The organism is Azospirillum sp. TSO22-1, assembly GCF_003116015.1.
Lineage (GTDB): Bacteria > Pseudomonadota > Alphaproteobacteria > Azospirillales > Azospirillaceae > Azospirillum.
This window is the reverse complement of the sequence record NZ_LGQZ01000076.1, coordinates 22271-46997: the sequence shown is the minus strand read 5'-3', so window position 1 is coordinate 46997 and position 24727 is coordinate 22271. Positions and strand designations below refer to the sequence as shown.

The window sequence follows — 24727 nt, the reverse complement described above, 5'->3', positions numbered from 1 at the left end:
CGCCGGGGGCGGGGGAGGGACTGGGTTCACACCCTCCGCAACGCCAGCACCGCGTTCAGCCCCCCGAACGCGAAGGAGTTCGACAGCGCCACCGTCATCGGCACCTCCCGCGCCGCGTTGGGCACGGCGTCCACCGGGCAGGCGGGGTCCGGTTCGGTGAAGTTGGCGGTTGGCGGGACGATGCTATGCGTTAGCGCCAGCACCGTTGTCACCGCCTCCAGCGCCCCCGCGGCGCCCAGCGCGTGGCCGAACATCGACTTCGACGACGACACCGGCAGCCGCGCCGCCCGCGCGCCGAACACCGCGTGGATCGCCTGCGCTTCGGCCACGTCGTTGGCGGCGGTGGCGGTGCCGTGCGCGTTGACGTAGTCCACCGCGTCGGGATCCAGCCGCGCGTCCTTGAGCGCGGCGCGCATCGCCCGCGCCGCGCCCTGCGGGTCGGGGGCGGTGATGTCGCCGGCGTCCGCGCCCAGCCCGACGCCGGCCAGCTCGGCCAACACCTCGGCGCCGCGGCGGCGGGCGTGCTCCTCGGTCTCCAGCACCAGGACCGCCGCGCCCTCGCCCAGCACCATGCCGCTGCGGTCCTTCGAGAAGGGGCGGCAGGTGTCTGGGCTGGCGATGCGCATCGCCTCCCAGCCCTTGAGCGCGCCGAAGCTCAGGCTGGCTTCGGCGCCGCCGGCCAGCACCACGTCGGCCATGCCGGCGCGCAGCAGCAGCAGCGCCATGCCCAGCGCGTGGCCGGAGGACGCGCAGGCGCTCGACGCGGCGAAGGCCGGGCCGGTGATGCCGTACTCCATGGACAGGTGGGCGGCCGGGGCGCTGAACATCAGGCGCGGGATGGTCAGCGGGTGCAGGCGGTTGGCCCCCTCGCCGTACAGGCGCAGGAAGGCGTCGTCCAGCGTGGTCATGCCGCCCACCCCGATGCCCAGCACCACCCCGGTGCGTTCGGACAGCGGGCCGGCGAAGGACAGCCCGGCCATGCCCACCGCCTCGCGCGCCGCCACCAGGGCGAACTGGCTGGTGCGGTCGAGCAGGTTCAGACGCTTGGGATCGACATGCGCCGCCGGGTCGAAACCGCGCACCTGGGCGGCGACGGGGATGGAGAGTGGCCGGTCGGGCATGCCGGCCAGCGGGCCGATGCCGCTGCGCCCGGCGAACAGCGAGTCCGCGAAGGCCGGCACGCCGATCCCGATGGGCGAGACGACGCCCAACCCCGTTATGACGGCACGCGTCACGCCGCGCGGCTCTCGCCGGCCACGGCCTTGACGGCGCGCAGGATGTCGCCGACGGTGGCGAACTCCTGCCGGGCGTCGTTGGCGTTGAAGGGGATCGCGATATCGAAGCGGTCCTCCAGCGCGAAGACGATCTCGATCACGTCCAGGGACGCGATGGCGAGGTCGGCGAGGCGGGCGTCCGGCGTCAGCCGCGCGCGGTCCACCTGCCCCTTCTCGGCGATGATCTGGAGGACGTCGTCTTCGATGTCCGCGGGGGTTGGGCTCATGCGGCGGCTCCGGCTGTGCCGCCGCAAAGGTTACCGCGATTCCAGGGCCTTGATGCGATTCTTTAGGTCTACCACGTCCGCGAAGAAGCGCTTCAGGCGGCCGAGGTTCTTGTACTGCTCGAACGCCTCGGTGCGCGGCACGGCGGGATAGCCCATCCACACCGTCTTCGGCGGGATGTCGCGCCCGACGCCGGAGTTGGCGGCGACCACCGAATCGCTGCCGATGGTCTTGTGGTCGGCGACGCCGACCTTGCCGGCCAGCACCACGCGGTCGCCGATGGTGACGCTGCCCGCCACGCCGACGTGGCCGCACAGCATGCAGTTGGTGCCGATCACCACGTTGTGGCCGATCTGCACGAGGTTGTCGATCTTGGTGCCGCTGCCGACGCGGGTCGCGGTGACCGTGCCGCGGTCGATGGTGGCGCCGGCGCCCACCTCCACGTCGTCGCCGAGGATCACCGTGCCGATGGAGTTGACGCGGCGGATCAGCACGTTGGTGGCGGTGACCCGGCCGCTGGCCTTGGCGGTCTCGACGCTGCCCGGCTCGGGCGTCACGAAGCTGAAGCCGTCGTTGCCGACCGCCGCGTTGGGATGGATGATGCAGCGCTCGCCCATCTCGACCCGCTCGCCGACCCGGGCCCCGGGGTGGAACAGGCAGTCGCGGCCGGCCACTGCCCCGGCGCCGATGGTGGCGTGCGGCATGACGATGCAGCCGGGGCCGAGCTTCGCCCCGGGGCCGACGTAGGCGAAGGGGCCGACCGACACGCCCTCGCCCAGTTCGGCGTCCGGCGCCACGTAGGCCTGGGGGTGGACGCCGGGCTCGGCGTGCACCGGCTTCTCGAACACGTCCATCAGGCCGGCCATGGCATAGCGCGGGCGCTTCACCAGGATGACGCCGGCGAGGCCGGCCGGCACCTCGACGCCCTCGGCCAGCACGGCGGCGCGCGCCTTCGTGCCGGGCAGCAGCGCCAGCAGCTCCTTGTCCATGGCGAGCGCCAGATCGCCCGGCCCCTCGGCCTCGGACGGGTGGACGGCGCGGGCGATCTCGATGGAGCCGTCGCCCTCGACACGGGCGTCCAGGGCGGCGGCGATCTCGGCGAGCTTCATGGGCGGGGCGCTTCGGGCTGGGAAAACGGTTGGCCAACCCCTAGCACGAAACGCCGGCCGTATCACTCCCCCGTCTGCAGCAGCGCGCCGCGCACGCGGGCCTGACGGAACGACCACAGGAAGCTGCCGGCGCACAGCGCCACGAACACCAGATTCAGCCCGGCCGCCCACGCCATGGACCGCCACTCCAGCGCGTTGTGGAAGACCAGCGCCCGCATGCCCTCGAACACGTGGGTGGAGGGCAGCGCCAGGGCCACCCACTGCAGCCACTCCGGCAGCACCGAGACCGGGTAGTAGACGGCGCTGACCGGCGCCAGCATGAACACCAGGATCCACGCCAACCCCTCCGCCCCCATGCCGTAGCGCAGGATCAGCGCCACCGTGAACAGGCCGAGCGACCAGCCGAACAGCAGCAGCTGCGCGAAGAACAGCCCCAGCGGCAGGCCCATGGAGAACACCGAGTAGCCGAAGAACGGCACCGCCAGCAGCGCCGCCGGCACCACGCCGATGACGGTGCGGATCAGGCTCATCACCATCAGCGAGACGACCCACTCGCCGGGCCGCAGCGGGCTGACGAACAGGTGGCCGAGGTTGCGCGACCACATCTCCTCGAGGAACGACACCGACACGCCGAGCTGCCCGCGGAACAGCACGTCCCATAGCAGCACGCCGGAGATCAGCACCCCCGCCCCCTGCGCCACCCACGAGCTGTTCTGCGCCATGAACTGGTTGATGTAGCCCCACAGGATCATCTGCATGGTCGGCCAGTAGGCCAGCTCCAGGACCCGCGGCCACGATCCGCGCAGCAGGTACCAGTAGCGCAGCACCATGGCGCCGACGCGGCGGGGGGAGAGGTCGAGGGCGTCGGTCAGGGCGTTCATTCCGCCGCCTCCGCCTTCCTGTCCCGCGCGATGTCGAGGAACACCTCCTCCAGCGACGCCCGGCCGTAGCGGGCGATCAGCGCGGCCGGCGCGCCGTGGTCGACGATGCGGCCCTGGCGCAGCATCAGCACGTCGTCGCACAGCCGCTCGACCTCCAGCATGTTGTGCGAGGCCAGCAGGATGGTGGCGCCGGACTCCGCCCGGTAGCGCTCCAGGTAGGTGCGGATCCAGTCGGCGGTGTCGGGGTCGAGCGAGGCCGTCGGCTCGTCGAGCAGCAGCAGCTCCGGCCGGTTGAGCAGCGCCTTGGCCAGCGCCACGCGGGTCTTCTGGCCGGCCGACAGGCTGCCCGACGGGCGCTCCAGGAACTTCGTCAGGTCCAATGCCTCGGCCAGCTCCTCCACCCGGGCGCGCACGCCGTGCAGGCCGTAGAGGTGGCCGTACACCGTCAGGTTCTCGCGCACGGTCAGGCGGTGCGGCAGCTCCACGTAGGGGGAGGAGAAGTTCATGCGCGGCAGCGCCGCGTGCCGATGCCGCGCCATGTCGGCGCCCAGCACCTCCACCGTGCCGGAGGTGGGCAGCAGCAGGCCCAACAGCATGGAGATGGTGGTCGTCTTGCCGGCGCCGTTGCCGCCCAGCAGGCCGGTCACCGAGCCCGGGGCCACCGTGAACGAGACGGAATCCACCGCGGTGACGTCGCCGAAGCGCTTGGTGAGGCGATCTGTCCTAATCGCGGCCTTGATGGGGGGATGGCTCATGGGCGAAGAATATGGCCGTTGATCCCGGAATCACAAACCTGCTGGCCCGCCCCATGACGCTCGCCGCCACCTCCCGCCCGTCGGACCCGTCGCCGGGCGCGCCGTCCGCGCTCCTCCTGCCGCCCGGCATCTGGTCGGCCCAGGACGGGCGGGTGACGCTGCGCACGCTCATCTTCATCCGCTGGATCGCCATTGCCGGGCAGCTCGCCACCGTGGCGATGGTGCACTGGTGGCTGGGATTCCCGTTGCCGGTCGGCCCGGTGCTGGCGGCGATCGGCGCCTCGGTGCTGCTCAACCTCGTGGCGATGGCGCAGCGCGGCGGGCGGCTGCGGCTGGCCGACCGCGACGCGGCGCTGTACCTCGCCTACGACATGCTGCAGCTGACCTTGCTGCTGTACCTGACCGGCGGCCTGTCGAACCCGTTCGCGGTGCTGCTGCTGGCGCCGATCACGGTGGGTGCGGCGATCCTGTCGCGCTACAGCGTGGTGCTGCTGACCGGGTTGGACCTGTTCTGCCTGACCGTGCTGGCGCTCTGGCACTTCCCGCTGCCGTGGGCGGAGCCGACGCCGGTGGTGGCGCCGCTGCTGGCCTTCGGCCTGTGGATGTCGCTGTCGGTGTCGGCGGTGTTCATCGCGGCCTACGTCTTCCGGGTGGCGCACGAGGCCCGCCGCTTCGCCGACGCGCTGGCCGCCACGCAGGTGGCGCTGGCGCGCGAGCAGCGGCTGTCGTCGCTGGGCGCGCTGGCGGCGGCGGCGGCGCACGAGTTGGGCACGCCGCTCGGCACCATCGCCGTGGTCGCCAAGGAGCTGTCGCGCGAGCTGCCGCCGGGCGGCGAGGCGGCGGAGGACGTGCAGCTCCTCATCAGCCAGGTGACGCGCTGCCGCGAGATCCTCGCCGACCTCGCCCGCAAGCCGGAGGCCGACGGCGGCGACCCGTTCGAGCGGCTGCCGCTGACCGCGCTGATCGGGGCGGCCGGCGCTCCGCACCACCTGGGCACCATCGACTTCGTGGTCGAGGCCGCGCCGGCTTCGGACGTCGAGGAGCCGGTGATCCGCCGCAGCCCGGAGATCATCCACGGCCTCGGCAACTTCATCCAGAACGCGCACCAGTTCGCCCAGCGCCGGGTCACCGTGCAGGCGGCGTGGGACCAGGGCAGCGTGGTGGTGGCCATCAACGACGACGGCCCCGGCTTCCCGCAGCAGGTCCTGAGCCGCATCGGCGAGCCCTACATCTCCACCCGCGCCGAGCGCGGAGGGCACATGGGGCTGGGAATTTTCATTGCGCAGACGCTTCTCGAAAAGACCGGAGCGAGCGTATCGTTCACTAATAATCGTGGCGGTGGCGCCCGAGTTGTCGTACGCTGGGAGCGTGCTATCCTAGAACCAAAGGACTAGTGGTGGATAACCCGATGACCTCGGACGAGAGTCCTGTCACGGATGTGACCAAGCTCACGTTCAGCGGCGACGTTACCCGCAGCCTGCTGATCGTCGACGACGACGCGCCGTTCCGCATCCGCCTGGCGCGGGCAATGGAGAAGCGCGGCTTCAACGTGGTTGCGGTGGATTCCGTGCAGGTCGGCATCGAGGTCGCGCAGGAATCCGCCCCGGCGTTCGCCGTGGTCGACCTGCGGCTGGCCGACGGCAGCGGTCTGGACGTGGTGAAGAGCCTGCGCGACGCGCGCCCGGACGCGCGCATCGTCATGCTGACCGGCTACGGCAACATCGCCACCGCGGTGGCGGCGGTGAAGGCGGGCGCCGTGGACTACCTGCCCAAGCCGGCGGACGCCGACGCGGTGGAACAGGCGCTGCTGGCCGACGGCCGGCCGCTGCCGGCCCCGCCGGAGAACCCGATGTCGGCCGACCGCGTGCGCTGGGAGCACATCCAGCGCGTGTTCGAGCAGTGCGACCGCAACGTGTCGGAGACGGCGCGCCGCCTGAAGATGCACCGCCGCACCCTGCAGCGCATCCTCAACAAGCACGCCCCGCGGGCCTGACCTTTCACGGACAAGCAAAAGCCCCCTTCCCGCCGGGAAGGGGGCTTTCTGCCATGCGCGCGTCAGCTTTTGGTGGCGCAGGTCTTCAGGCCGATCAGCGTGTAGGCCGGGCAGAAGCCGAGCACCGCGGTGAGCAGCGGGACCAGGCCGACCCAGCCCCACGGGGTCTGCGGGCCGACGAACACCAGGGCGATCAGGACCAGGCCGACGACGGCCCGCAGCGCGCGATCGACGCCGCCGACATTGCTGCAGAACATGGACAGGGCACTCCGCGAAGGGGTTGAACAGGGTGAGCCCTGTGTACGCCCTGCGGAGAGGGTGCGTCTGTGACGGAGTCACAGGAATGCTGTGTTCATTGCCCCCACCCCGGCCCTCCCCCGCTTCGCAGGGGAGGGGGAAAGCGGCGGAGTTCCCTCCCCTGCGAAGCGGGGGAGGGTTAGGGTGGGGGCAAATGCTGCCGTCCTACTGGAACGCCACCCTTGCGTTCTCCCCCGGGTCCGGCCGCTCGCCGGTCAGCTTGGCCTTGACGTAGCCGTAGGCCCGGACCATGGCGCCGGACGGGCTGTCCCAGTACTCGGCGGAATCCACGGTGACCTTGATCAGCGCGAGGGTCGGGGCGTCCGGCCCCTTCGGGAACCACGTGGTCATGACGTCGCGCCAGAGGTGGCGGATCTTGTCCGGATCGCGCACGATCTCCGCCACGCCGGAGACGGAAACGTAGCTCCGCGCATCCGGATCGGCGTAGGCGAGGTTGACGCGCCAGTGCCGCTCGATCTCCGATGCCTTGTCGGAGCCGACGTCGGTGAAGAACCACAGCGTGGCGTTGTCGAAGCCGGCGTGCGGCAGCGTGCCCATGGGCCGCGAATGCAGGTGCCCGGCGTCGGTCAACGTGGTCATCATGGCGGTCCGCATGCCCTTGATCATTTGCCAGAGCGTGTCGGCCGCCTCGCGTTCGGTGGCCTGTCGGGTCATGGCGAGCCCCTCCTTCGTTAGCCCCAACCGACTCCGGAAAACCGCCGCCGCGCCGCGGAAGTTCCGCTACGTCCGGCGGCGCCGGGCGCGCACGAACTCGACGAACGCGCGCAGGCCGGCCGGCACGTGGCGGCGGCTGGGGTAGTAGAGCGACGGGCCGGGGAAGCGGTCGCTCCACTCCTCCAGCACCTCGACCAGCCGGCCGGCGTCCAGCGACGGGCGCAGGAACCCCTCGAAGGTGTGGACGAAGCCGACGCCGTCCTCCGCCGCCCGCACCGCCATGTCGGCCGAGGTGGCGACCAGCGGCCCCGCGGGCGACAGCTTGACCGTCTCGCCGTCCCGGGCGAACTCCCACGGCGACAGCGCGCCGCTGAGGAAGCGGTGGCGGATGCAGGGGCGCTCCAGCAGCGCGTGCGGCGTCTCCGGCACGCCGCAGCGCGCCAGCAGGTCCGGCGACGCCGCCACCGCGAAGCGCTGCGGCGGCCCCAGCGGCACGGCGATCATGTCCTTGGCCAGCGCCTCGTCGTAGCGCACCCCGGCGTCGAAGCCGGCGGCGAACACGTCGACGAAACTGTTGTCCTCGACGATCTCCAGTCGCAGCCCCGGATGCGCCGCCAGGAACGGCGCCACCAGCGGCGCCAGCACCAGATGCGCGGCGGCCGACGGCACGTTGAGGCGCAGCGTGCCGGTCGGCGTGTCGCGGAAGCCGTTCACCGCGTCCAGCGCCTCGCCGACCTCGTCCAGCGCCGGGCCCAGGCGGTCGAGCAGGCGCTGTCCGGCCTCGGTCGGCGTCACGCTGCGCGTCGTCCGGTTGAGCAGGCGGACCCCCAGCCGCTCCTCCAGGGCGCGCACCGCGTCGCTGAGCGTGGAGGCGGAGACGCCGCGTTCCACCGCGGCGCGGCGGAAGTTGCGGTGGCGGGCGACGGCGGCGAAGGCGTCGAGGTCGGACAGGTCGGGGCGGCGCATTGTTCGGAATTCCGGACAGGTCGTTCGGCTCAATCCGGATTATCGCACGATCCGATGCGAGCCATCATCCCCTCCACGACGAACACCCCATCGGGAGAACGACCATGATCCCCACGCGCACCCTCGGTTCCACCGGCCCCGCGGTCCCGGCCCTCGGCCTCGGCTGCATGGGCATGTCCGACCTCTACGGCCCGTCCGGCCGGGCGGAGAGCATCGCCACCATCCACGCCGCGCTGGAGGCCGGCGTCACCCTGCTCGACACCGGCGACTTCTACGGCATGGGCCACAACGAGATGCTGATCGGCGAGGCGTTGAAGGGCCGGCGCCGCGAGGACGTGCAGATCAGCGTCAAGTTCGGCGCCCAGCGCGACCCGGCCGGGAATTGGATCGGCTACGACGCGCGGCCGTCGGCGGTGCGGACGGCGCTGGCCTACACGCTGCGCCGGCTCGGCGTCGAGTACATCGACGTCTACCGCCCGGCCCGCCTCGACCCGGCGGTGCCCATCGAGGAGACGGTGGGCGCCATCGCCGACATGGTGAAGGCCGGCTACGTCCGCCACATCGGCCTGTCCGAGGTCGGCGCCGAGACGATCCGCCGCGCCGCCGCCGTGCACCCCATCGTCGACCTGCAGATCGAGTACTCGCTGATCTCCCGCGGCATTGAGGACGCGATCCTGCCGGCTTGCCGCGACCTCGGCATCGGCGTCACCGCCTACGGCGTGCTGTCGCGCGGCCTGATCAGCGGCCATTGGTCGAAGGGCAAGGCGGTGCAGAAGGATTTCCGCGCCGTCAGCCCGCGCTTCCAGGGCGAAAACCTGGACCGCAATCTGGCGCTGGTGGACGCACTGCGCGGCGTGGCCGGGCGGCTGTCGGCGACGGTGGCGCAGGTCGCCATCGCCTGGGTGCTGGCACGCGGGACGGACATCGTGCCGCTGGTCGGCGCGCGCCGCCGCGACCGGCTGGCGGAATCGCTGGGCGCGCTGGACCTGACGCTGTCGGCCGGGGATCTGGCGGCCATCGAGGCGGCGGTGCCGAAGGGAGCGGCGGCCGGCGACCGCTACGCCCCGTCGCAGATGGCGCACCTGGACAGTGAGCGCGGGCACGGGTGATTCACCCCCGCTACGCGCCACGCCGGCGGATGGCCCGGCGTCGCGACGTGGTCGAGGCGGGTGAGCGACAGCGTGTCCACCTGGACGCGCAGCGCCGCCTCCGGCTCCAGGCCGAGGGCGAGGGCCAGCGCGGCGCGGACGGTGCCGGCGTGCACCACCGCCACCACGTCGCGGCCGGCGTGCGCGGCGGTCAGCCGCTCCAGGGCGGCGGACACGCGGGCCACCACGTCGGCGAAGCTCTCGCCGCCGGGCGGGCGTTCGCTGGCGGGGGCGCTCCAGAAGCGGCGCGAGGCGTCGGCGTCCACGGCGTCGTAGGTCAGGCCCTGCCAGTCGCCGAAGCTCTGCTCGGCGAGGTCCGGCTCGATCCGCGGCGCGGGGATCCCGAGCGCGGCGGCGGTCTGCCGGGTGCGGCGCAGGTGCGTCGCCAGCCAGACCGCGCCCGGCGGCAGCCCGCCCGCGGCGGTCACCCCACCCACGTCGGCCTCCAGGTCGAGCTGGCCGGTGATGAGCCCCGGCGGTGCCGCGATCGGCGCGTGGCGGACCAGCCACCAGCGGGTGACCATGGTGCTCGTGGCTGCCGTCACCGCAGCGCCACCAGGGTGAGCAGCACGGCGATCTCCACCGCCTGCTGCGCGGCGCCCAGCACGTCGCCGGTGTAGCCGCGCAGGTGCTTGAGCGCCAGCAGCCCGACCGCCGCCGCCGCCGCCAGCGAGGCCAGCGCCACGCCGAGCACCGCCGGCCCGACCGCCGCCAGCGTCACCACCGCGGCCAGCGCCAGCGCCAGCACCACCCGGCGCGACGGCGGGCAGCCGTGGCTGGCGGCGAGGCCGTCCCTGCGGGCCGGCTCCAGCGTCCAGGCGAGCGCCGGCAGCACCGCGCGCGAGCAGGCCGCCGCCGCGACCAGCGCCGCCGCGACCGCCAGCGGCGTCCCCAGCTCGGCCAGCGCCGCCACCCGCAGCGCCACCGCCAGCACCACCGCCAGCACGCCGTAGCTGCCGACCCGGCTGTCGCGCATGATCTCCAGCTTGCGCTCGCGCGTGCGGCCGCCGCCGAAGCCGTCGGCGACGTCGGCCAGCCCGTCCTCGTGCAGCCCGCCGGTGGCCCAGGCCAGCGCCGCAACCGTCAGCACCGCCGCCACCGTGGCCGGCAGGTGCGCGAGGCTCGCCAGCGCGAACACCCCGCCGCCGAACAGCCCCAGCCCGGCGCCGACCAGCGGGTACCAGCCCATGGAGCGCGGGTACAGGTCCGGCTCCGGCGCGTGGCTGAGGCGCAGCGGCAGCCGCGTCAGGAACACGGCGGCGAGCATCAGCTCGTCGAGCCAGGTGGCGCGGTGGCGGGGGCGGTGGGGCGTGGAGTCGGGCATCGGCCCTTCCTAACCCAAAGCGCCGCCATGCGCGAGCGGGTCCTGTGCATGCGCTTTGACGCCCGCGCCGATTCCTGCCAATGTCCCGGCCGCTTTTTCCCCTCAGTTCCGGTTATCCCCATGAGCAATCCGCAGCCCGCCCTGACGTTCGAGGAAATCCGCGCGCTCGTGCGCAACCTGCCCGGTCCCGACCTGGGCGCCGGCACCGCCGCCGTGCAGCGCGAACGCGAACTGACCAAGCCGCCGGGCGCGCTCGGCCGGCTGGAGGAGATCGCGGAATGGCTCGCCACCTGGCAGGGGCAGCACCCGCCGGAGGTGCGCCGGCCGCGCGTCGCGGTGTTCGCCGGCAACCACGGCGTGGCGGCGCGCGGCGTCTCCGCCTTCCCGGCGTCGGTCACCGCGCAGATGGTCGCCAACTTCCAGAACGGCGGCGCCGCGGTGAACCAGCTGTGCGACAGCGTGGACGCCGACCTGCGCGTCTATGAGCTGGACCTCGACAACCCCACCCGCGACTTCACCACCGGCCCCGCCATGGACGAGGAGGAGTGCTGCCGCGCCATGGCCTACGGCATGATGGCCGTGGAGATGGGCGTGCAACTGCTGGCGCTGGGCGAGATGGGCATCGCCAACTCGACCGCCGCCGCCGCCATCGCCTGCGCGCTGTTCGGCGGCGAGCCCGAGCAGTGGGTCGGCCGCGGCACCGGCGTGGACGACGAGGGCTTCCGCCGCAAGGTCGCCGCCGTGCAGGCCGGCCTGGAGGCCAACCCGCAGGCCCGCACCGACCCGTTCGAGGCGCTGCGCTGCCTGGGCGGCTTCGAGCTGGCGGCGATCACCGGCGCGGTGCTGGCGGCGCGCATGGGCCGGGTGCCGGTGCTGCTCGACGGCTACGCCTGCACGGTGGCCGCCGCGGTGCTGTTCAAGGCCGACCGCCGCGCGCTCGACCACTGCATGGTCGCCCACCGCTCGGTCGAGCCGGGCCACACCCGCCTGCTGGAGGCCATCGGCAAGGCGCCGCTGCTCGACCTCGGCATGCGGCTGGGCGAGGGCTCGGGCGCGGCGCTCGCCATCGCGCTGTGCAAGGCCGCCGCCGCCTGCCACGCCGGCATGGCGACCTTCGCCGAGGCGAGCGTCAGTGGAAAGACCGGCTGAACGTCATAGGCGGGTTGCCCGGGTTTTGGCGCTGGGCAATCCGCCTTTCGGCCGGTGATTTCATGGCGTTCACAGAAGCGGGTCAGTATTTATCGATTGCAATCGGAGAAATCATGTTCGCGCCCGTGGGTATTTGATTACTAGGTACGCGTTCATTCTTTCTTTTGGTGTCTGCGGCAATTTGTGCCGTCAGGATGCGGTGACATAACATGGTATTCTGGCCTTCAATCAGGGAGGCCGGCCATGCGGAACATCGGCATTCGGACAAAGTTCTTGCTGCTCTCGCTGGTGACGGTGTTCGCCTTGGTTGTGGTGGGCGCCATTCTGCTGGCGGCCCTGCGCGACGCCCAGGTGGAGGACAGCCGCGACAAGGTGCGCGCGGTGTCCGAGGTGGCGCTGGGCGTGGTGAAGGATTTCGAGGCGCGCGCCGCCCGCGGCGAGATGCCCGCCGACCGCGCCAAGGAAGCGGCGCGCAACGCGCTGCGCGCCATGCGCTACGCCGGTTCCGAATACATCTTCGCCAACGAGCTGGACGGCAACACCGTGGTGAACGGCGGCCGCCCCGACCTGGAAGGCAAGAACATGCTCGGGCTCAAGGATGCGAACGGCGTGTTCGTGATCCGCGAGCTGATCGCCGCGGCGCAGCAGGGCGGCGGCTTCGTCTCCTATCGGTGGCCGAAGCCGGGGGCCAGCGAACCCAGCCCCAAGCTGGGCTACGGCCTGCTGTCGCCGGACTGGAAGTGGATGATCGGCACCGGCGTCTACGTGGACCACATCGACGCCGACTTCCGCGAGCACGCGGTGGAGGCCGCCCTGGCCGGCGGCGCCGTCGCGGCGGCGGCGCTGGCGCTGGCCTGGCTCATCGCCCGCTCGGTCAGCGCGCCGCTGCTGCGCCTGACCGGGGTGATGCGCCGTCTGGCCGAGGACGACCTGGGCGTCGACGTGTCGGACGCCGACCGCGGCGACGAGATCGGCACCATGGCCAAGGCGGTGAGCGTCTTCAAGGACCGCGGCCTGGAGAACCGCCGCCTGCACCGGGAGCAGGAGGAGGCCGAGGCCCGCAACACCGCCGAGCGCCGCACCATGCTGATCCGCCTCGCCGACGAGTTCGAGCGCTCGGTCCGCGGCGTGGTCGAGACGGTCGCCACGTCGGCGCAGAGCATGCATGGCTCGGCCACCGCGCTGTCCTCCACCACGCAGGAGGCGAACCGCCAGGCCGCCGCCGCCGCGGTGGCCGCCGACGAGGCGTCGAGCAGCGTCAACACCGTGGCCGGTGCCACCGAGGAGCTGTCGGCCTCGATCCAGGAGATCGGCCGGCAGGTCGCCTCCTCCGGCAGCGTCGCCACCCAGGCGGTGGAGGAGGCGGAGAAGACCAACGCCCTGATGGCCGGCCTCGCCGCCGCCGCCGACGAGGTGGGCGACGTGGTCAACCTGATCAACACCATCGCCGGCCAGACCAACCTGCTGGCGCTGAACGCCACCATCGAGGCGGCGCGCGCCGGCGAGCACGGCAAGGGCTTCGCCGTGGTGGCCAGCGAGGTGAAGGGGCTGGCCACCCAGACCGCACGGGCGACCGACGAGATCCAGGCGAAGATCGCCGAGATCCAGCAGGCGACCGGCGCCGCGGTGACGGCGATTCGCGACATCACCACGGTGATCGGCCGGATGAACGCCATCTCCAGCGCCATCGCCGCCGCGATCGAGGAGCAGGGGGCGGCGACTCGCGACATCGCCGCCAACATCCAGCAGGCCGCCATGGGTGCCCGCACCGTGTCCACCAACATCAGCGGCGTGAACCGCGCCTCGGCGGAGGCTGGCACGGCGGCGGATGCGGTGCTCGGCGGGTCGGGCGAACTGGCCGACGCGGCGGAGCGGCTGCGCGGCGAGGTCGGGCGCTTCCTGTCGGGCATCCGGGCGGCGTAGGCACTCGCCTTTTGTCAAGCCACTATACCAGTGGAAACCGGTTGAATTGCGTTGGTATGCTGACCCCACGAAATATGGGGGTATCTGCCGTGAAGAGCATGAGCATCCGGGTCAAGTTTCTGCTGCTGTCGCTGGTGACGGTGCTGTCGGTGGCGGTGATGGGCGCGGTTCTGTTGCGGGGGCTGTGGGGTGCCCAGGTGCAGGACAGCCGGGTGCGGGTGCATTCGATCGTCGAGACGGCGGTCGGCATCGTGAAGGACCTGGAGGCGCGCGCCGCCAAGGGCGAGATGCCCGCCGACGCCGCCAAGGAGGCGGCCCGCCGCTCGCTGCGCGCCATGCGCTACGCCGGCGGCGAGTACATGTTCGCGCAGGACGTCGACGGCTACCTGGAGGTGAACGGCGGCCGGCCGGACCTGGAGGGCAAGAACGTCATCGACCTCAAGGACCCGACCGGCTTCATGTTCGTGCGCGCCATGATCGATCAGGCGCGCCGGGGCGGCGGCTTCGTCGAGTACGTCTGGCCGAAGCCCGGCGGCAGCCAGCCCAGCCCGAAGCTCGCCTACGCCGTGCTCTCCAACGACTGGAAGTGGGTGGTCGGCACCGGCGTCTACGTCGACAACATCGAGGCCGACTTCCGCACGCACGCGTGGGAGGCCGGCCTGATCGGCGCCCTGGTGGCGGCCGCCGGCCTGGCGCTGGCCTACGCCATCGCGCACTCGGTCAACGCGCCGATGATCCGCCTGTCCGGGGTGATGCGCCGGCTGGCCGAGGACGACCTGGGCGTCGCGGTGCCCGACACCGACCGCGGCGACGAGATCGGCACCATGGCCAAGGCGGTCGCCGTCTTCAAGGACCGCGGCGCCGAGAACCGCCGCCTGCGCCAGGAGCAGGAGGAGGCCGGGGCCCGCAACGCCGCCGAGCGCCGCGCCATGCTGATCCGGCTGGCCGACGAGTTCGAAAGCTCCGTGCGCGGGGTTGTCGAGGCGGTCGCCGCCTCGGCGCAGAGCATGCGCGGCTCGGCCACCGCGCTGTCCTCCACCACGCAGGAGGCGAACCGTCAGGCCGCCGCCGCGGCGACCGCGGCCGACGTGGCGACCAGCAGCGTCAACACCGTGGCCGGCGCCACCGAGGAGCTGTCGGCCTCGATCCAGGAGATCGGCCGGCAGGTCGCCGCCTCCGGCAGCGTCGCCACCCAGGCGGTGCAGGAGGCGGAGAAGACCAACGCCCTGATGGCCGGGCTGGCGGCGGCGGCCAACGAGGTCGGCGATGTGGTCAACCTGATCAACTCCATCGCCGGGCAGACCAACCTGCTGGCCTTGAACGCCACCATCGAGGCGGCGCGCGCCGGCGAGCACGGCAAGGGCTTCGCCGTGGTCGCCAGCGAGGTGAAGGGGCTGGCCAACCAGACCGCCAAGGCGACCGAGGAGATCCAGGCGAAGATCGCCGAGATCCAGCAGGCGACCGGCGCCGCGGTGACGGCGATCCGCGACATCACCGAGGTGATCGGCCGGATGAACGCCATCTCCGGCACCATCGCCACCGCCGTCGACCAGCAGGGCGCCGCGACCCGCGACATCGCCGTCAACATCCAGCAGGCGGCGACCGGCGCCCGCGCGGTGTCCGGCAACATCACGGGGGTGAACCGCGCCTCGGCGGAGGCCGGCACGGCGGCGGACGCGGTGCTCGGCGGCTCCGGCGAACTGGCGACCGCGGCCGAGCGGCTGCGCACCGAGGTGGCGCGCTTCCTGTCGGGCATCCGGGCGGCGTGAGGCTCCCGGTTCCCGCTATTTCGCCGCCACCTGCCCGGCGGCGGCGCGGGCGTTGCGGGCGTTGACGGTGCAGGTGTACTCGTAGCGGAAGGCGCGGCCGGGGCGGTGCTGGCCGCGCACGATGCCGGCGAGGAGTGCCGCCTGCCCGGCGCAGCGCGCCTCGGACGGGTAGGGGGTCGGGGCGCGGAGCGTCTCGCACGCGCTCCCCGCCATGCAGACGACCACGACCAGATGGAACATGGGCCCTCCCCGCGGCCTCGTTGGCGTGCCGGATGGAACGCGCGGGCAGGCGGGTGGGTTCAGCGAATCCCGATGGGCTACAGAAGATTATCCGCGAAATCGCCGATCAGGGCCGACAGGAAGAGGTCCAGCATCACCAGCCCCGCGGCGGTCGGGCCGTTCACCTCCAGCGCGGTGCGCAGCACGAACCACTGGTAGGCCATCATCGCCAGCATGACGCCGAACACCAGGGCGCTGCCCAGCCCGGCCGGCAGCAGGCCGATCTTGCTGAGCACGACGGCCGGCAGGTAGGCGCCCATCTGCACCACCGCCGCCCAGTTGTTGGCCGCGACCGCCCCGGACCAGCGCCCCGACCGGTCGAGCAGCGCCGCCACGCGGTGCAGCGCCAGCGGGAAGGCGGTCCAGTTGACGACGTAGGCGATGCCCTCGACCAGCACCACCTGCATCAGCGGCGCCTCGATCCCCTGGTCGGCCAGCCGGATCGCCAGCAGCAGCGCGTAGGCCGGCAGCACCAGGACCGCGGCGTAGAAGGACTTGAGCGCCCCCTCCGGCGTGCGGTCGATGAACTGGAGGCCGGCGGGGTCGAGGCGGGCGAGCCGGTAGGCGCCGAACACCGAGGTGGCCACGTCGCGAGCGGTCAGCGTCATGCACGCCCTATCGGGTCAGGGAAGCCGGGCGAAGACATCCCGGAGGATCGCCCCATAGATGTCGGTGAGCCCGGCCAGGTCGTCGAGGGCGACGTGCTCGTCCACCTTGTGCATGGTCTGCCCGACCAGCCCGAATTCGACAACGGGGCAATGGTCCTTGATGAAGCGCGCGTCCGAGGTGCCGCCGGTGGTCGAATACTCCGGCCGGCGGCCGGTGACCGTTTCCGCGGCCTCGGCGACCAGCTCGGTCAGCGGGCCGGGCGGCGTCAGGAAGGACTCGCCGCTGGTGCTCATCACCAGCTCGTAGGCGCCGCCCACCGAATCGAACTTGCCGCGCAGCCACGCCTCGATGGAGGCGGGGGTGTGTGCGTCGTTGAAGCGGATGTTGAAGACGGCCGCGCCCTGCGCCGGGATCACGTTGGTCGCCGGGTTGCCGACGTCCACCGTGGTCAGCGCCAGGGTCGAGGCCTGGAAGTGCTCGGTGCCCTCGTCCAGCGGCTCCCCGGTGATCGCCACCAGCATGCGGGCCAGCCGCGGCAGCGGGTTGTCGGCGAGGTGCGGGTAGGCGGTGTGGCCCTGCGCGCCGTAGACGGTCAGCCGGCCGGTGGTGCTGCCGCGCCGGCCGATCTTGATCATGTCGCCGAGCTTGGCGGGGTTCGTCGGCTCGCCGACCACGCAGGCGTCCAGGCGCTCGCCGCGCGCCTTCAGCCAGTCCAGCACCTTCTTCGTTCCGTTGACCGCCACGCCTTCCTCGTCGCCGGTGATCAGCAGGCTGACCGAGCCCTGTGGCGGGCGCCCGGCCTCCAGCTCGCGCGCCACCGCGGCGACGAAGGCGGCGACGGCGCCCTTCATGTCGGCGGCGCCGCGGCCGTACAGCTTGCCGTTCAGAACGGCGCCGCCGAACGGGTCCACCGACCACGCCTTCAGGTCGCCGGGCGGCACCACGTCGGTGTGCCCGGCGAAGCAGACGTTCTTTCCGCCCGTGCCGAGGCGCGCGTAGAGGTTCTCCACCGGTGCGGTGCCCGGCTCCTCGAAGCGCAGGCGGTGGCAGGTGAAGCCGAGCGGCGTCAGCGCCGCCTCCAGCACGCCGAGCGCGCCCGCGTCCTCCGGCGTCACGCTGGGGCAGCGGATAAGGGCCTGGGCGAGGGCGACGGGGTCGGTGGGGTTCATGGACAGTCTCCCAAGCCCCTCTCCCTCAGGCGGGAGAGGGGGGAGGGGCTTCATTCGGCGATCAGTCGCGCAGCAGGTCGTTGATCGAGGTCTTCGAGCGGGTCTTCTCGTCCACGCGCTTGACGATCACGCAGCAGTACAGGCCCGGGCCCGGCGTGCCGTCGGGCAGCGGCTTGCCCGGGATGGTGCCGGGCACCACCACCGAATAGGCCGGCACCCGGCCGACGAACGACTCACCCGTGGCGCGGTCGATGATCTTGGTGGAGGCGCCGATGTAGCAGCCCATGGAGACCACGGCGCCGCGCTCGACGATCACGCCCTCGGCCACTTCCGATCGGGCGCCGATGAAGCAGTCGTCCTCGATGACCACCGGGCCGGCCTGCAGCGGCTCCAGCACGCCGCCGATGCCGACGCCGCCGGACAGGTGCACGTTCTTGCCGATCTGCGCGCAGGAGCCGACGGTGGTCCAGGTGTCGACCATGGTGCCGGAGTCGACGTAGGCGCCGACGTTGACGAAGCTCGGCATCAGGATGACGCCCGGCGCGATGTAGGCCGAGCGGCGCACGACGGATCCCGGCACGGCGCGGAAGCCGGCGGCCTGGAACTGGCCCTCGTGCCAGCCCTCGAACTTCGGCATCACCTTGTCGTACCAGGACGAGCTGCCGGGGCCGCCGGAGATCGCCTCGTTGCCGTTCAGGCGGAACGACAGCAGCACCGCCTTCTTCAGCCACTGGTTCACCTGCCAGACGTCGCCGACCTTCTGGGCGACGCGCAGGTCGCCGGAATCGAGGCCGGACAGCGCCTCGTCCACGGCGCTGCGCACGTCGCCGTTGGTGGCGGTGGACAGCGTGTCGCGGGCATCCCAGGCGGCGTTGATGGCGGATTCGAGGCGGGCGTTCGGCATGGCGGGTTCCGGTCGGGTGGACGGTGAAGCGGCCATTCATGGGCCGGGCGCCGCGGCCTTGTCAACAACGCCGGGGGCGGCGACACCCGGCCATGGGCTTCCCGCACGGCCCGTCGGACGGCTTCGCGGCGTGATTGATTTGTATTTTTAGCGAAGGAATATGAACATTTTTGCATGGTCGTTGCGCGGGTTGCGGATTCCGCTTGCAGTTTTTTTTCGCCAACGAAATAGTACGCCGGCCGCACAGTGCGGCAGGCCCGAGTTGGGGGAGGAACGAAAAGCAACGGGCGAAAAACGCCGGCAGCCACGCGGAACGCAGGCGCCAGGCGGCCCGAATAAAGCCCCGGAACACCGGAGGCGCACCGAAAACCGAATTTTCGGGGGGAAACGCGGGGGCGGGAAGCGAGGGCTTCCCGCCCCTTCGCGTTTTAGGGCCGCGTTTGCGCCCGGCGTGGCCTTGACGGTGCGGTGCCGCCGCGCCACCTCTGGCGCATGGACGACGAGAACCCCTGCATCGGCATCTGCATCATCGACGAGGACGGCCGCTGCGAAGGCTGCGGCCGCACCGAGGACGAGATCTACGGCACCCCCGACGCCGCCGAGGCGGAATCGCCGCTTGTCGGCTGAGCGGCGCACGCCGGCCATCGCGGGATGACGGCCGGGAGGGCCGCGCTTGCAAAGCCGCCCTGATCTGCGGTAGGATTTTAGTCGCAAGAAGCCATCGTGCGCCCAGATCCATAGGCGCTGAGTTCAGCGTTTGGCGGCCGATTTCGGTGTCCAGTCACTGTCCCAAATCGTCATCCCCGCGAAGGCGGGGATCCATACGTTCCACAGCCACTCGCTTCGGAAATTATGGATCTCCGCCTTCGCGGGGATGAGGGTTTGGGAGTGTCAGGGCGTCCGCCCGGCCGTATGAGACGCTCCCCTGGTTGGCGTTTCATAGCGTTTCACGGCGTCTCATCCGTCACGCCGCCGGCACCGCCTCCAGCCAGGCGATCAGGTCGTCGGCGACGTGGTCGATGTGGCCGCCGGTGCCCACCCCGCCCCCCGAAGCACCGAGATCCGGCCGCGCCCAGTCGGCTTCGCTGCGCACCCACACCGTGGTCATGCCCATGGCGTGCGCCGGGGCGAGGTTGCGGGCGATGTCCTCCACCATGCAGGCGCGCTTCGGGTCGATGCCGTGCCGCTCCACCAGCGTGGCGTAGGGGCGCGGGTCGGGCTTGGGGACGTAGCCGGCCTCGACGATGCCGAACACCGTGTCGAAATGCCGCGCGATGCCCAGCCGCGCCGTGACGTTGCCGGCGTGCGTCACCGAGCCGTTGGTGTAGATCACCTTGCGCCCCGGCAGCCGTTCCAGCGCCTTGTCCAGCCGCGGCGACGGCTCCACCGGCGTCACGTCGATGGCGTGCACGTAGTCGAGGAACGGCTCGGGATCCACGTCGTGCTCGACCATCAGGCCGCGCAGCGTGGTGCCGTGCTCGCGGAAGAAGCGCTTCTGCATCGCCCGCGCCTCGTCGTGGGGGATGCCGAAATGCCGGGCGATGAACTCGCCGATGCGGCGGTCCACCTGGGCGAACAGGTTGCAGGACGCCGGGTACAGCGTGTTGTCCAGATCGAAGATCCAAACCCGGATTTGAGACAGGGGGATCTGGGGGAGGGGCAGGGTCATGCGCTGAACAATGGGGGAGCGGAGGCCGCCGGGCAAGGCTGCGTCGCCGCAGGCCGGACGATCCGCCGTCGATTGCGTGTGCGCTCTATTATCGTTAGCATTTGCGCTATATCCTTCGTCCATGCCCACACCGCCCCCCGTGGTCCAGACCTTGCCTCCGCCCGCCCTGCCGGCCGCCGACACGGCGCCGTCTTCCGTCGTCGCCGGCTACCCCGGCCCGGCCTTCCGCCTCACCGCCGACCTGCGGGTGGCGGAAGCCAACGCCGCCGCACAGGAGTTGCTGGAGGGCGACCCGCGCTGGCTGCCCGACGTGCTCGGCTGGCTGACCACCTCCAGCGTGGCGCCGGGGCTGCGCTCGGTGCCGGTGCAGATCCCGCGCGGCGGCATGGTGGTGGAGTGGGCGGCGGTGCCGCTGGGCGAGGCCGGCACGCTGCTGCTGGGCCGCGACGCCACGCTGGAACGCCAGCTGCGCCACACCCTCACCGAGTCGCGGCGGCGCTACAAGGACCTCGTCGAGGTCTCCAGCGACTTCGCCTGGGAGACCGGGCCGGACGGCCGCTTCGTCTTCGTCACCACAAAGGGGGCGCTCGGCTACGGGCCGGAGGCGCTGATCGGCCGCGACCCGCACGAGCTGGCGGTGGAGGAGTGGGAGGACATGCCGCTCCCCTTCGACGCCCGCCGCCCGGCCGATCAGGCGGAACTCTGGTTGAAGCGCGCCGACGGCACGCCGGCCTGCGTCGTCGCCTCGGCGCTGCCGCTGTACGACGCGCAGGGGCAGTGGGCGGGCGCCCGCGGCGTCTGCCGCGATGTCACCGAGACGGTGACCCGCTCCGCCGAGCTGGCCCGCGTGCGAAACCGCGAGAAGCTGCTGGCGCACATCGTCCACACCCTGCGCAACCGGCTGGACGCCACCGAGGCGCTGGCGGTGGCCGCCGCCGAGACGGCGCGGGCGCTGGGCGCCGAGGGCTGCCGCATCTACCGCGCCGGCGAGGACGGCCCGATGACGCTGGCCATCGACGTCGGCGGCGACGCCGCGCCCGACGAGATCGCGCCCGATGCGCTGGCGCCGCTGCTGAGCCAGGCGGCGGCGACCGACGACCCGGTGCTCGGCATCCTCGGCAGCACCCGCGTGCTGGCGGCGCGCACCGAGTACCAGCAGGCGGTCAACGGCGCCGTGCTGGTCTGGCGCGGCGACTACGCCGACCCCTGGGACGACGAGGACCGCCAGCTGATCGGCGGCGTCGCCGACCAGCTGGGCATCGCGCACGCCCACTGGGCCTACCAGGAGCGGCTGCGCCGCCTGTCGGAGCGCGACGGCCTGACCGGCCTGTTCAACCGCCGCACCTTCTTCGAGCGGATGGAGGAGCAGCTGGCGACGCGCGAGACCGGGCCGTCGGCGCTGCTCTACGTCGATCTCGACAACTTCAAGGCGGTCAACGACCTGCACGGCCACCAGCAGGGCGATCTGGTGCTGAAGTCGATCGGCAATCTGCTGACCAGGGGTGTGCGGCCGGGCGACCTGCCGGGCCGGCTGGGCGGCGACGAGTTCGTGCTGTGGCTGGGCCGCACCGACGAGGACCGCGCCCGCACCGTGGCCGAGCGTCTGCTGGCCGGAATCAAGGGCCTGAGCCACCTGTCGGCCAGCCCGGAAAAGCCGCTGGGCCTGTCCATCGGCATCGCCGTGCACCGTCCCGGCACCGGCGAGTCGGTGCAGGAGTTGACGGACCGCGCCGATTCGGCGATGTACGCCGCCAAGGGGCGCGGCAAGGGCAACTTCGCCTTCGCGCCGCCGCACATCACCGTTCCCAGCGCCGCTTCTTCCGCGGAGACCACGCCGTGACCCGAGATTCCTCGGCCCTCGACCCCAGCGACTTCAACGCCGCCAAGACGATGGTCCAGAGCCCGGACCCGGCGGTGCGCCGCCGCGTCGCCGAGCACCCGCAGGCGCGGGCGGAGCTGCTGTACTACCTGGCCGCCGATTCGGCGCCGGAGGTGCGGCAGGCCATCGCCACCAACGCCGGCACGCCGCGCCAGGCCGACCTTCTGCTCGCCGCCGACGCCGACCAGCACGTGCGCGGCTCGCTGGCCCGCAAGGTGGCCGGGCTGGTGCCCGACCTGCCGGAGGGCCAGTTCTCGCAGATCGAGAAGATGACGGTCGAGTGCCTGGAGACGCTGGCCCGCGACCAGGCGACCGAGGTGCGCACCATCCTGGCCGACGCGCTGAAGGACCTGCCGAACGCGCCCTACGCCATCATCAACGCGCTGGCCCGCGACGTCGAGCTGTCGGTCTGCGGCCCGGTGCTGCAGCACTCGCCGATCCTCACCGAGGAGGACCTGCTCGACATCATCATGATGGGGCCGGTGGCGGGGGCGCTGTCGGCCATCGCATGGCGGCGCGACGTCTCTCCCTCGGTGGCCGACGCCATCGCGCGCTCGGACGACGAGGCGGCGGTGACCGCGCTGCTCGCCAATCCCTCGGCGCAGATCCGCGAGGAGACGCTGGACCGCATCATCGACGACGCGCCGCGGCACGAGCCCTGGCACGGCCCCCTGGTGCGCCGGCCGAAGCTGCCGGCGCGCGCGGTGGCGCGGCTGGCCAGCTTCGTCGCCGACAACCTGCTGAAGGTGCTGCAGCAGCGCGACGACCTCGACCCCGAGGCGGCGCGCCGGCTGGCCGAGGCGGTGCGCGAGCGCGTGGCGTCGGGCGAGGTGAAGCCGCGCGGCGGCCCGGTCGACCTGTGGGCCGACGAGGTGGTGGAGGAGAAGCCGGCCGAGCGGCCGACCGACCGCGCCGCCCGCCTGAACAAGGACGGCAAGCTGACCGAGAAGCTGCTCGACGGCTCGCTGTCCGAGGGCGACCGCGCCTTCGCCATGGCCGGGCTGGGGGAGCTCGCGGGCGTGCCGCTGGGCACGGTGGACCGCATCATCACCACCCACAGCCCACGCGCCGTGATCGCGCTGGTCTGGCGGGCCGGCCTGTCGATGCGCTTCGCCAAGCAGGTGCAGCTGCGGCTCGCCCAGATTCCGCCAAAGTCGGCGCTTAATGCTCGGGACGGCGTCCACTTCCCGATGAGCGAGGACGAGATGCGCTGGCAGCTTGAATTCTTCGGCGTCGAGGACAAGAAGTAGACGCCCGCCGCAACCTCGGGCTTGACCATGCGCAGAATTCTGTTCGCCGTCTTCCTGCTCTCCGCCGTCCCGGCCGTCGCCGCGCCCCCGGCGCAGGCACCGCAATCCCCGGCGCAATCCCCAGCGCAATCCCAGGCCCCGCAGCCGAGCGAGGAGGAGCGGCAGGTCGCCGCCGTGTTCGAGACGGCGCGCAGCGCGCTCCGCCAGGGCAAGGGCGCGGCGGTGGTGCCGCTGCTCTCGCAGGCCACCGTGCAGAAGCTGGAGACGGTGCGCGTCGCGGCGCGCAACGGCGACCAGGTCGCGATCGGCCGGCTGGAGCCCGGCGAGAAGTTCGCCGCCATGGGCCTGCGCCGCCACCTGCCGCCGGCCGAACTGCGCCGCATGAGCCTGGGCGACGTCGCCGACCACGCGATGAAGCAGGGCTGGCTCGGCCCCAACGTGATCGCGCGGAGTTCGCTGGGGCCGGTGCGGGTGAGGGGCGACCGCGCCTCGGCGCTGCTGCTGGTGGACAACCGGCCGGCGCTGGTGCCCGCCGACTTCGTGCGCGAGGCCGGCGGCTGGCGCATCGACCTGACCAACGTCTTCAGTTACGGCGGGCAGATGCTGCGCGGCTTCGCCGCGATGTCCGGCAAGACCGAGGACGCGTACATCAGCGACATCCTCGCCCGCCTGCCGGCGGGCGGCAAGCCGTCGGGAAAGCTGCCGCTCGCCCAGCCCTCGGGCGCGGAGGAGACGCCGCGCGCCGCCCGCACCGACAAGGTCACCCGGGAGCCGCTGCCGGCGCCGCGGTAAGGGAATTTGAGCCCTCCCCCGCCTCCGGCGGGGGAGGGAGGGACCCGCGAAGCGGGAGGGTGGGGGCTACGGCCTCGCCCAGGAGCCGTTGCCCCCACCCTGACCACCGGTCGTCCGCAAGTCGGGCGACCGCGTTCCGCCTCTGATCGCCTTCGGCGCTCATTGCCTCCGGCACCGGCTCCACGCCCCCAGCAGGGCTGGGGGAGGGAAAAAGATGGCGGACCCACGACCAGGTCAGCCCGGCCTTCTCCGCGCAGGTGTAGTGCCAAGGCCGCCCCTCGCGATCGCCGGCCCAGTGCGGCTCGCCGCAGCGCACCGGCTGGCCGCAGGCGAAACAGTGCGGGCGCCCGTTTCGTGGTGGGAGTGTTTCGTCCATCGCGCCGTACCCCTCTCTCCGGTCCGCCGTGCAGTGCTTTTGTCGGGAGCATGAGCGCGGGCGCGGCGCCGGCCAACGGTGTGGGAGGGGAGGGGAACGGCCGGACCCCCTCCGTGGGAGTATACCATCCCGCCGAGCCGGCCGGCGTCGGTACCCTGCACGCGCGCTTTCCCAGCTTGAATCAATGGCTTACCATTGACGCTCGCAAGGTCTGCGGCCACCGGCGGCGGTTTCGCTTCCAGGCGGATGTGGCGACGGCGCCACAGCGCGCGTTGCCATTATGTCGCGGCTCCGCCCGATGGCGCGACTCGG

General features: G+C 72.1%; 25 protein-coding genes. 10 read left to right on the top strand and 15 right to left on the bottom strand.

Features of this window, described 5'->3' with window-relative positions; translation table 11 throughout:
* Window positions 1-26: 26 nt before the first annotated feature.
* The 5 genes from TSO221_RS19720 to TSO221_RS19700 all read right to left on the bottom strand — a co-directional run bounded on the left by TSO221_RS19720 (window position 27) and on the right by TSO221_RS19700 (window position 4244).
* Window positions 27-1235 (bottom strand): beta-ketoacyl-[acyl-carrier-protein] synthase family protein, encoded by a 1209-nt coding sequence (locus TSO221_RS19720; protein WP_109120224.1) that lies wholly within the window; start codon window positions 1233-1235, stop codon window positions 27-29.
* Complete coding sequence (locus TSO221_RS19715) at window positions 1232-1501, bottom strand: acyl carrier protein (RefSeq protein WP_109120223.1); 270 nt, start codon at window positions 1499-1501, stop codon at window positions 1232-1234. Before TSO221_RS19715 ends, TSO221_RS19720 begins: the two co-directional genes overlap by 4 nt.
* A gap of 30 nt (window positions 1502-1531) precedes the next feature.
* A complete protein-coding gene (lpxD, locus tag TSO221_RS19710; RefSeq protein WP_109120222.1) occupies window positions 1532-2608 on the bottom strand; it encodes a UDP-3-O-(3-hydroxymyristoyl)glucosamine N-acyltransferase in 1077 nt (358 codons plus the stop codon).
* Between the two features lie 62 nt (window positions 2609-2670).
* Window positions 2671-3489, bottom strand: coding sequence for an ABC transporter permease (locus tag TSO221_RS19705; protein ID WP_109120221.1), 819 nt, complete (start codon window positions 3487-3489; stop codon window positions 2671-2673).
* A complete protein-coding gene (locus TSO221_RS19700; RefSeq protein WP_109120220.1) occupies window positions 3486-4244 on the bottom strand; it encodes an ABC transporter ATP-binding protein in 759 nt (252 codons plus the stop codon). Before TSO221_RS19700 ends, TSO221_RS19705 begins: the two co-directional genes overlap by 4 nt.
* Before the next feature lie 11 nt (window positions 4245-4255).
* Between TSO221_RS19700 and TSO221_RS19695 the strand changes: the two genes are divergently transcribed.
* The gene (locus TSO221_RS19695; protein ID WP_247878138.1) at window positions 4256-5638 is read left to right on the top strand and encodes an ActS/PrrB/RegB family redox-sensitive histidine kinase; all 1383 of its coding nucleotides are present in this window, start codon (window positions 4256-4258) and stop codon (window positions 5636-5638) included.
* A 14-nt stretch (window positions 5639-5652) separates the two neighbouring features.
* Window positions 5653-6237, top strand: a complete 585-nt coding sequence (locus TSO221_RS19690) for an ActR/PrrA/RegA family redox response regulator transcription factor (RefSeq protein ID WP_247878137.1) — start codon at window positions 5653-5655, stop codon at window positions 6235-6237.
* A gap of 62 nt (window positions 6238-6299) precedes the next feature.
* Here TSO221_RS19690 and TSO221_RS19685 read toward each other — a convergent pair whose 3' ends face one another.
* From TSO221_RS19685 to TSO221_RS19675, 3 genes are all read right to left on the bottom strand, one after another.
* On the bottom strand, window positions 6300-6494 hold the full coding sequence (locus tag TSO221_RS19685; RefSeq protein WP_109120219.1) for a DUF2892 domain-containing protein: 195 nt from the start codon (window positions 6492-6494) through the stop codon (window positions 6300-6302).
* Between the two features lie 205 nt (window positions 6495-6699).
* A complete protein-coding gene (locus tag TSO221_RS19680; protein ID WP_109120218.1) occupies window positions 6700-7209 on the bottom strand; it encodes a pyridoxamine 5'-phosphate oxidase family protein in 510 nt (169 codons plus the stop codon).
* Between the two features lie 66 nt (window positions 7210-7275).
* Entirely contained in the window at window positions 7276-8175 is a 900-nt protein-coding gene (locus TSO221_RS19675; protein ID WP_109120217.1) for a LysR family transcriptional regulator, read from the bottom strand.
* Window positions 8176-8282: 107 nt separating this feature from the next.
* Between TSO221_RS19675 and TSO221_RS19670 the strand changes: the two genes are divergently transcribed.
* Entirely contained in the window at window positions 8283-9284 is a 1002-nt protein-coding gene (locus TSO221_RS19670) for an aldo/keto reductase (protein ID WP_199229547.1), read from the top strand.
* Here the strand turns inward: TSO221_RS19670 and TSO221_RS19665 are convergent.
* Window positions 9233-9868, bottom strand: a complete 636-nt coding sequence (locus TSO221_RS19665) for a histidine phosphatase family protein (RefSeq protein WP_247878136.1) — start codon at window positions 9866-9868, stop codon at window positions 9233-9235. The two genes, TSO221_RS19670 and TSO221_RS19665, sit on opposite strands and share 52 nt — an antisense overlap.
* Window positions 9865-10647 (bottom strand): adenosylcobinamide-GDP ribazoletransferase, encoded by a 783-nt coding sequence (gene cobS, locus TSO221_RS19660; protein WP_109120215.1) that lies wholly within the window; start codon window positions 10645-10647, stop codon window positions 9865-9867. Before cobS ends, TSO221_RS19665 begins: the two co-directional genes overlap by 4 nt.
* A 120-nt stretch (window positions 10648-10767) precedes the next feature.
* On the opposite strand from cobS, the gene cobT reads away from it, so the two are divergent.
* From cobT to TSO221_RS19645, 3 genes are all read left to right on the top strand, one after another.
* The gene (cobT, locus tag TSO221_RS19655; protein WP_109120214.1) at window positions 10768-11796 is read left to right on the top strand and encodes a nicotinate-nucleotide--dimethylbenzimidazole phosphoribosyltransferase; all 1029 of its coding nucleotides are present in this window, start codon (window positions 10768-10770) and stop codon (window positions 11794-11796) included.
* A 243-nt stretch (window positions 11797-12039) separates the two neighbouring features.
* Window positions 12040-13719 (top strand): methyl-accepting chemotaxis protein, encoded by a 1680-nt coding sequence (locus tag TSO221_RS19650; RefSeq protein WP_109120213.1) that lies wholly within the window; start codon window positions 12040-12042, stop codon window positions 13717-13719.
* A 98-nt stretch (window positions 13720-13817) separates the two neighbouring features.
* Window positions 13818-15488: a cache domain-containing protein gene (locus TSO221_RS19645; protein ID WP_158284143.1), complete on the top strand. Its 1671-nt coding sequence runs from the start codon at window positions 13818-13820 to the stop codon at window positions 15486-15488.
* A gap of 15 nt (window positions 15489-15503) precedes the next feature.
* Here the strand turns inward: TSO221_RS19645 and TSO221_RS19640 are convergent, their stop codons facing one another.
* The 4 genes from TSO221_RS19640 to dapD form a co-directional block, all read right to left on the bottom strand.
* On the bottom strand, window positions 15504-15728 hold the full coding sequence (locus tag TSO221_RS19640; RefSeq protein ID WP_109120211.1) for a hypothetical protein: 225 nt from the start codon (window positions 15726-15728) through the stop codon (window positions 15504-15506).
* 77 nt (window positions 15729-15805) lie between these two features.
* Window positions 15806-16375, bottom strand: coding sequence for a hypothetical protein (locus tag TSO221_RS19635; protein WP_109120210.1), 570 nt, complete (start codon window positions 16373-16375; stop codon window positions 15806-15808).
* 15 nt (window positions 16376-16390) lie between these two features.
* Window positions 16391-17545: a succinyl-diaminopimelate desuccinylase gene (dapE, locus tag TSO221_RS19630; protein WP_109120209.1), complete on the bottom strand. Its 1155-nt coding sequence runs from the start codon at window positions 17543-17545 to the stop codon at window positions 16391-16393.
* Window positions 17546-17606: 61 nt separating this feature from the next.
* On the bottom strand, window positions 17607-18449 hold the full coding sequence (gene dapD / locus TSO221_RS19625) for a 2,3,4,5-tetrahydropyridine-2,6-dicarboxylate N-succinyltransferase (protein ID WP_109120208.1): 843 nt from the start codon (window positions 18447-18449) through the stop codon (window positions 17607-17609).
* 468 nt (window positions 18450-18917) lie between these two features.
* On the opposite strand from dapD, the gene TSO221_RS19620 reads away from it, so the two are divergent.
* The gene (locus tag TSO221_RS19620) at window positions 18918-19076 is read left to right on the top strand and encodes a DUF1289 domain-containing protein (RefSeq protein ID WP_199229541.1); all 159 of its coding nucleotides are present in this window, start codon (window positions 18918-18920) and stop codon (window positions 19074-19076) included.
* A 337-nt stretch (window positions 19077-19413) separates the two neighbouring features.
* Here the strand turns inward: TSO221_RS19620 and TSO221_RS19615 are convergent, their stop codons facing one another.
* Window positions 19414-20118 carry a pyrimidine 5'-nucleotidase gene (locus tag TSO221_RS19615; protein WP_109120207.1) on the bottom strand — a complete coding sequence of 235 codons (705 nt, stop codon included), beginning with the start codon at window positions 20116-20118 and terminating at the stop codon, window positions 19414-19416.
* A gap of 151 nt (window positions 20119-20269) precedes the next feature.
* Between TSO221_RS19615 and TSO221_RS19610 the strand changes: the two genes are divergently transcribed.
* The 3 genes from TSO221_RS19610 to TSO221_RS19600 are packed head-to-tail and all read left to right on the top strand — an operon-like array spanning window position 20270 to window position 24039.
* Window positions 20270-21958 (top strand): diguanylate cyclase, encoded by a 1689-nt coding sequence (locus TSO221_RS19610; protein ID WP_247878135.1) that lies wholly within the window; start codon window positions 20270-20272, stop codon window positions 21956-21958.
* The gene (locus tag TSO221_RS19605; protein WP_247878134.1) at window positions 21955-23247 is read left to right on the top strand and encodes a DUF2336 domain-containing protein; all 1293 of its coding nucleotides are present in this window, start codon (window positions 21955-21957) and stop codon (window positions 23245-23247) included. The genes TSO221_RS19610 and TSO221_RS19605 overlap by 4 nt, the downstream gene beginning before the upstream one ends.
* 27 nt (window positions 23248-23274) lie before the next feature.
* Window positions 23275-24039 (top strand): hypothetical protein, encoded by a 765-nt coding sequence (locus tag TSO221_RS19600; RefSeq protein ID WP_247878133.1) that lies wholly within the window; start codon window positions 23275-23277, stop codon window positions 24037-24039.
* Window positions 24040-24727 lie beyond the last annotated feature (688 nt).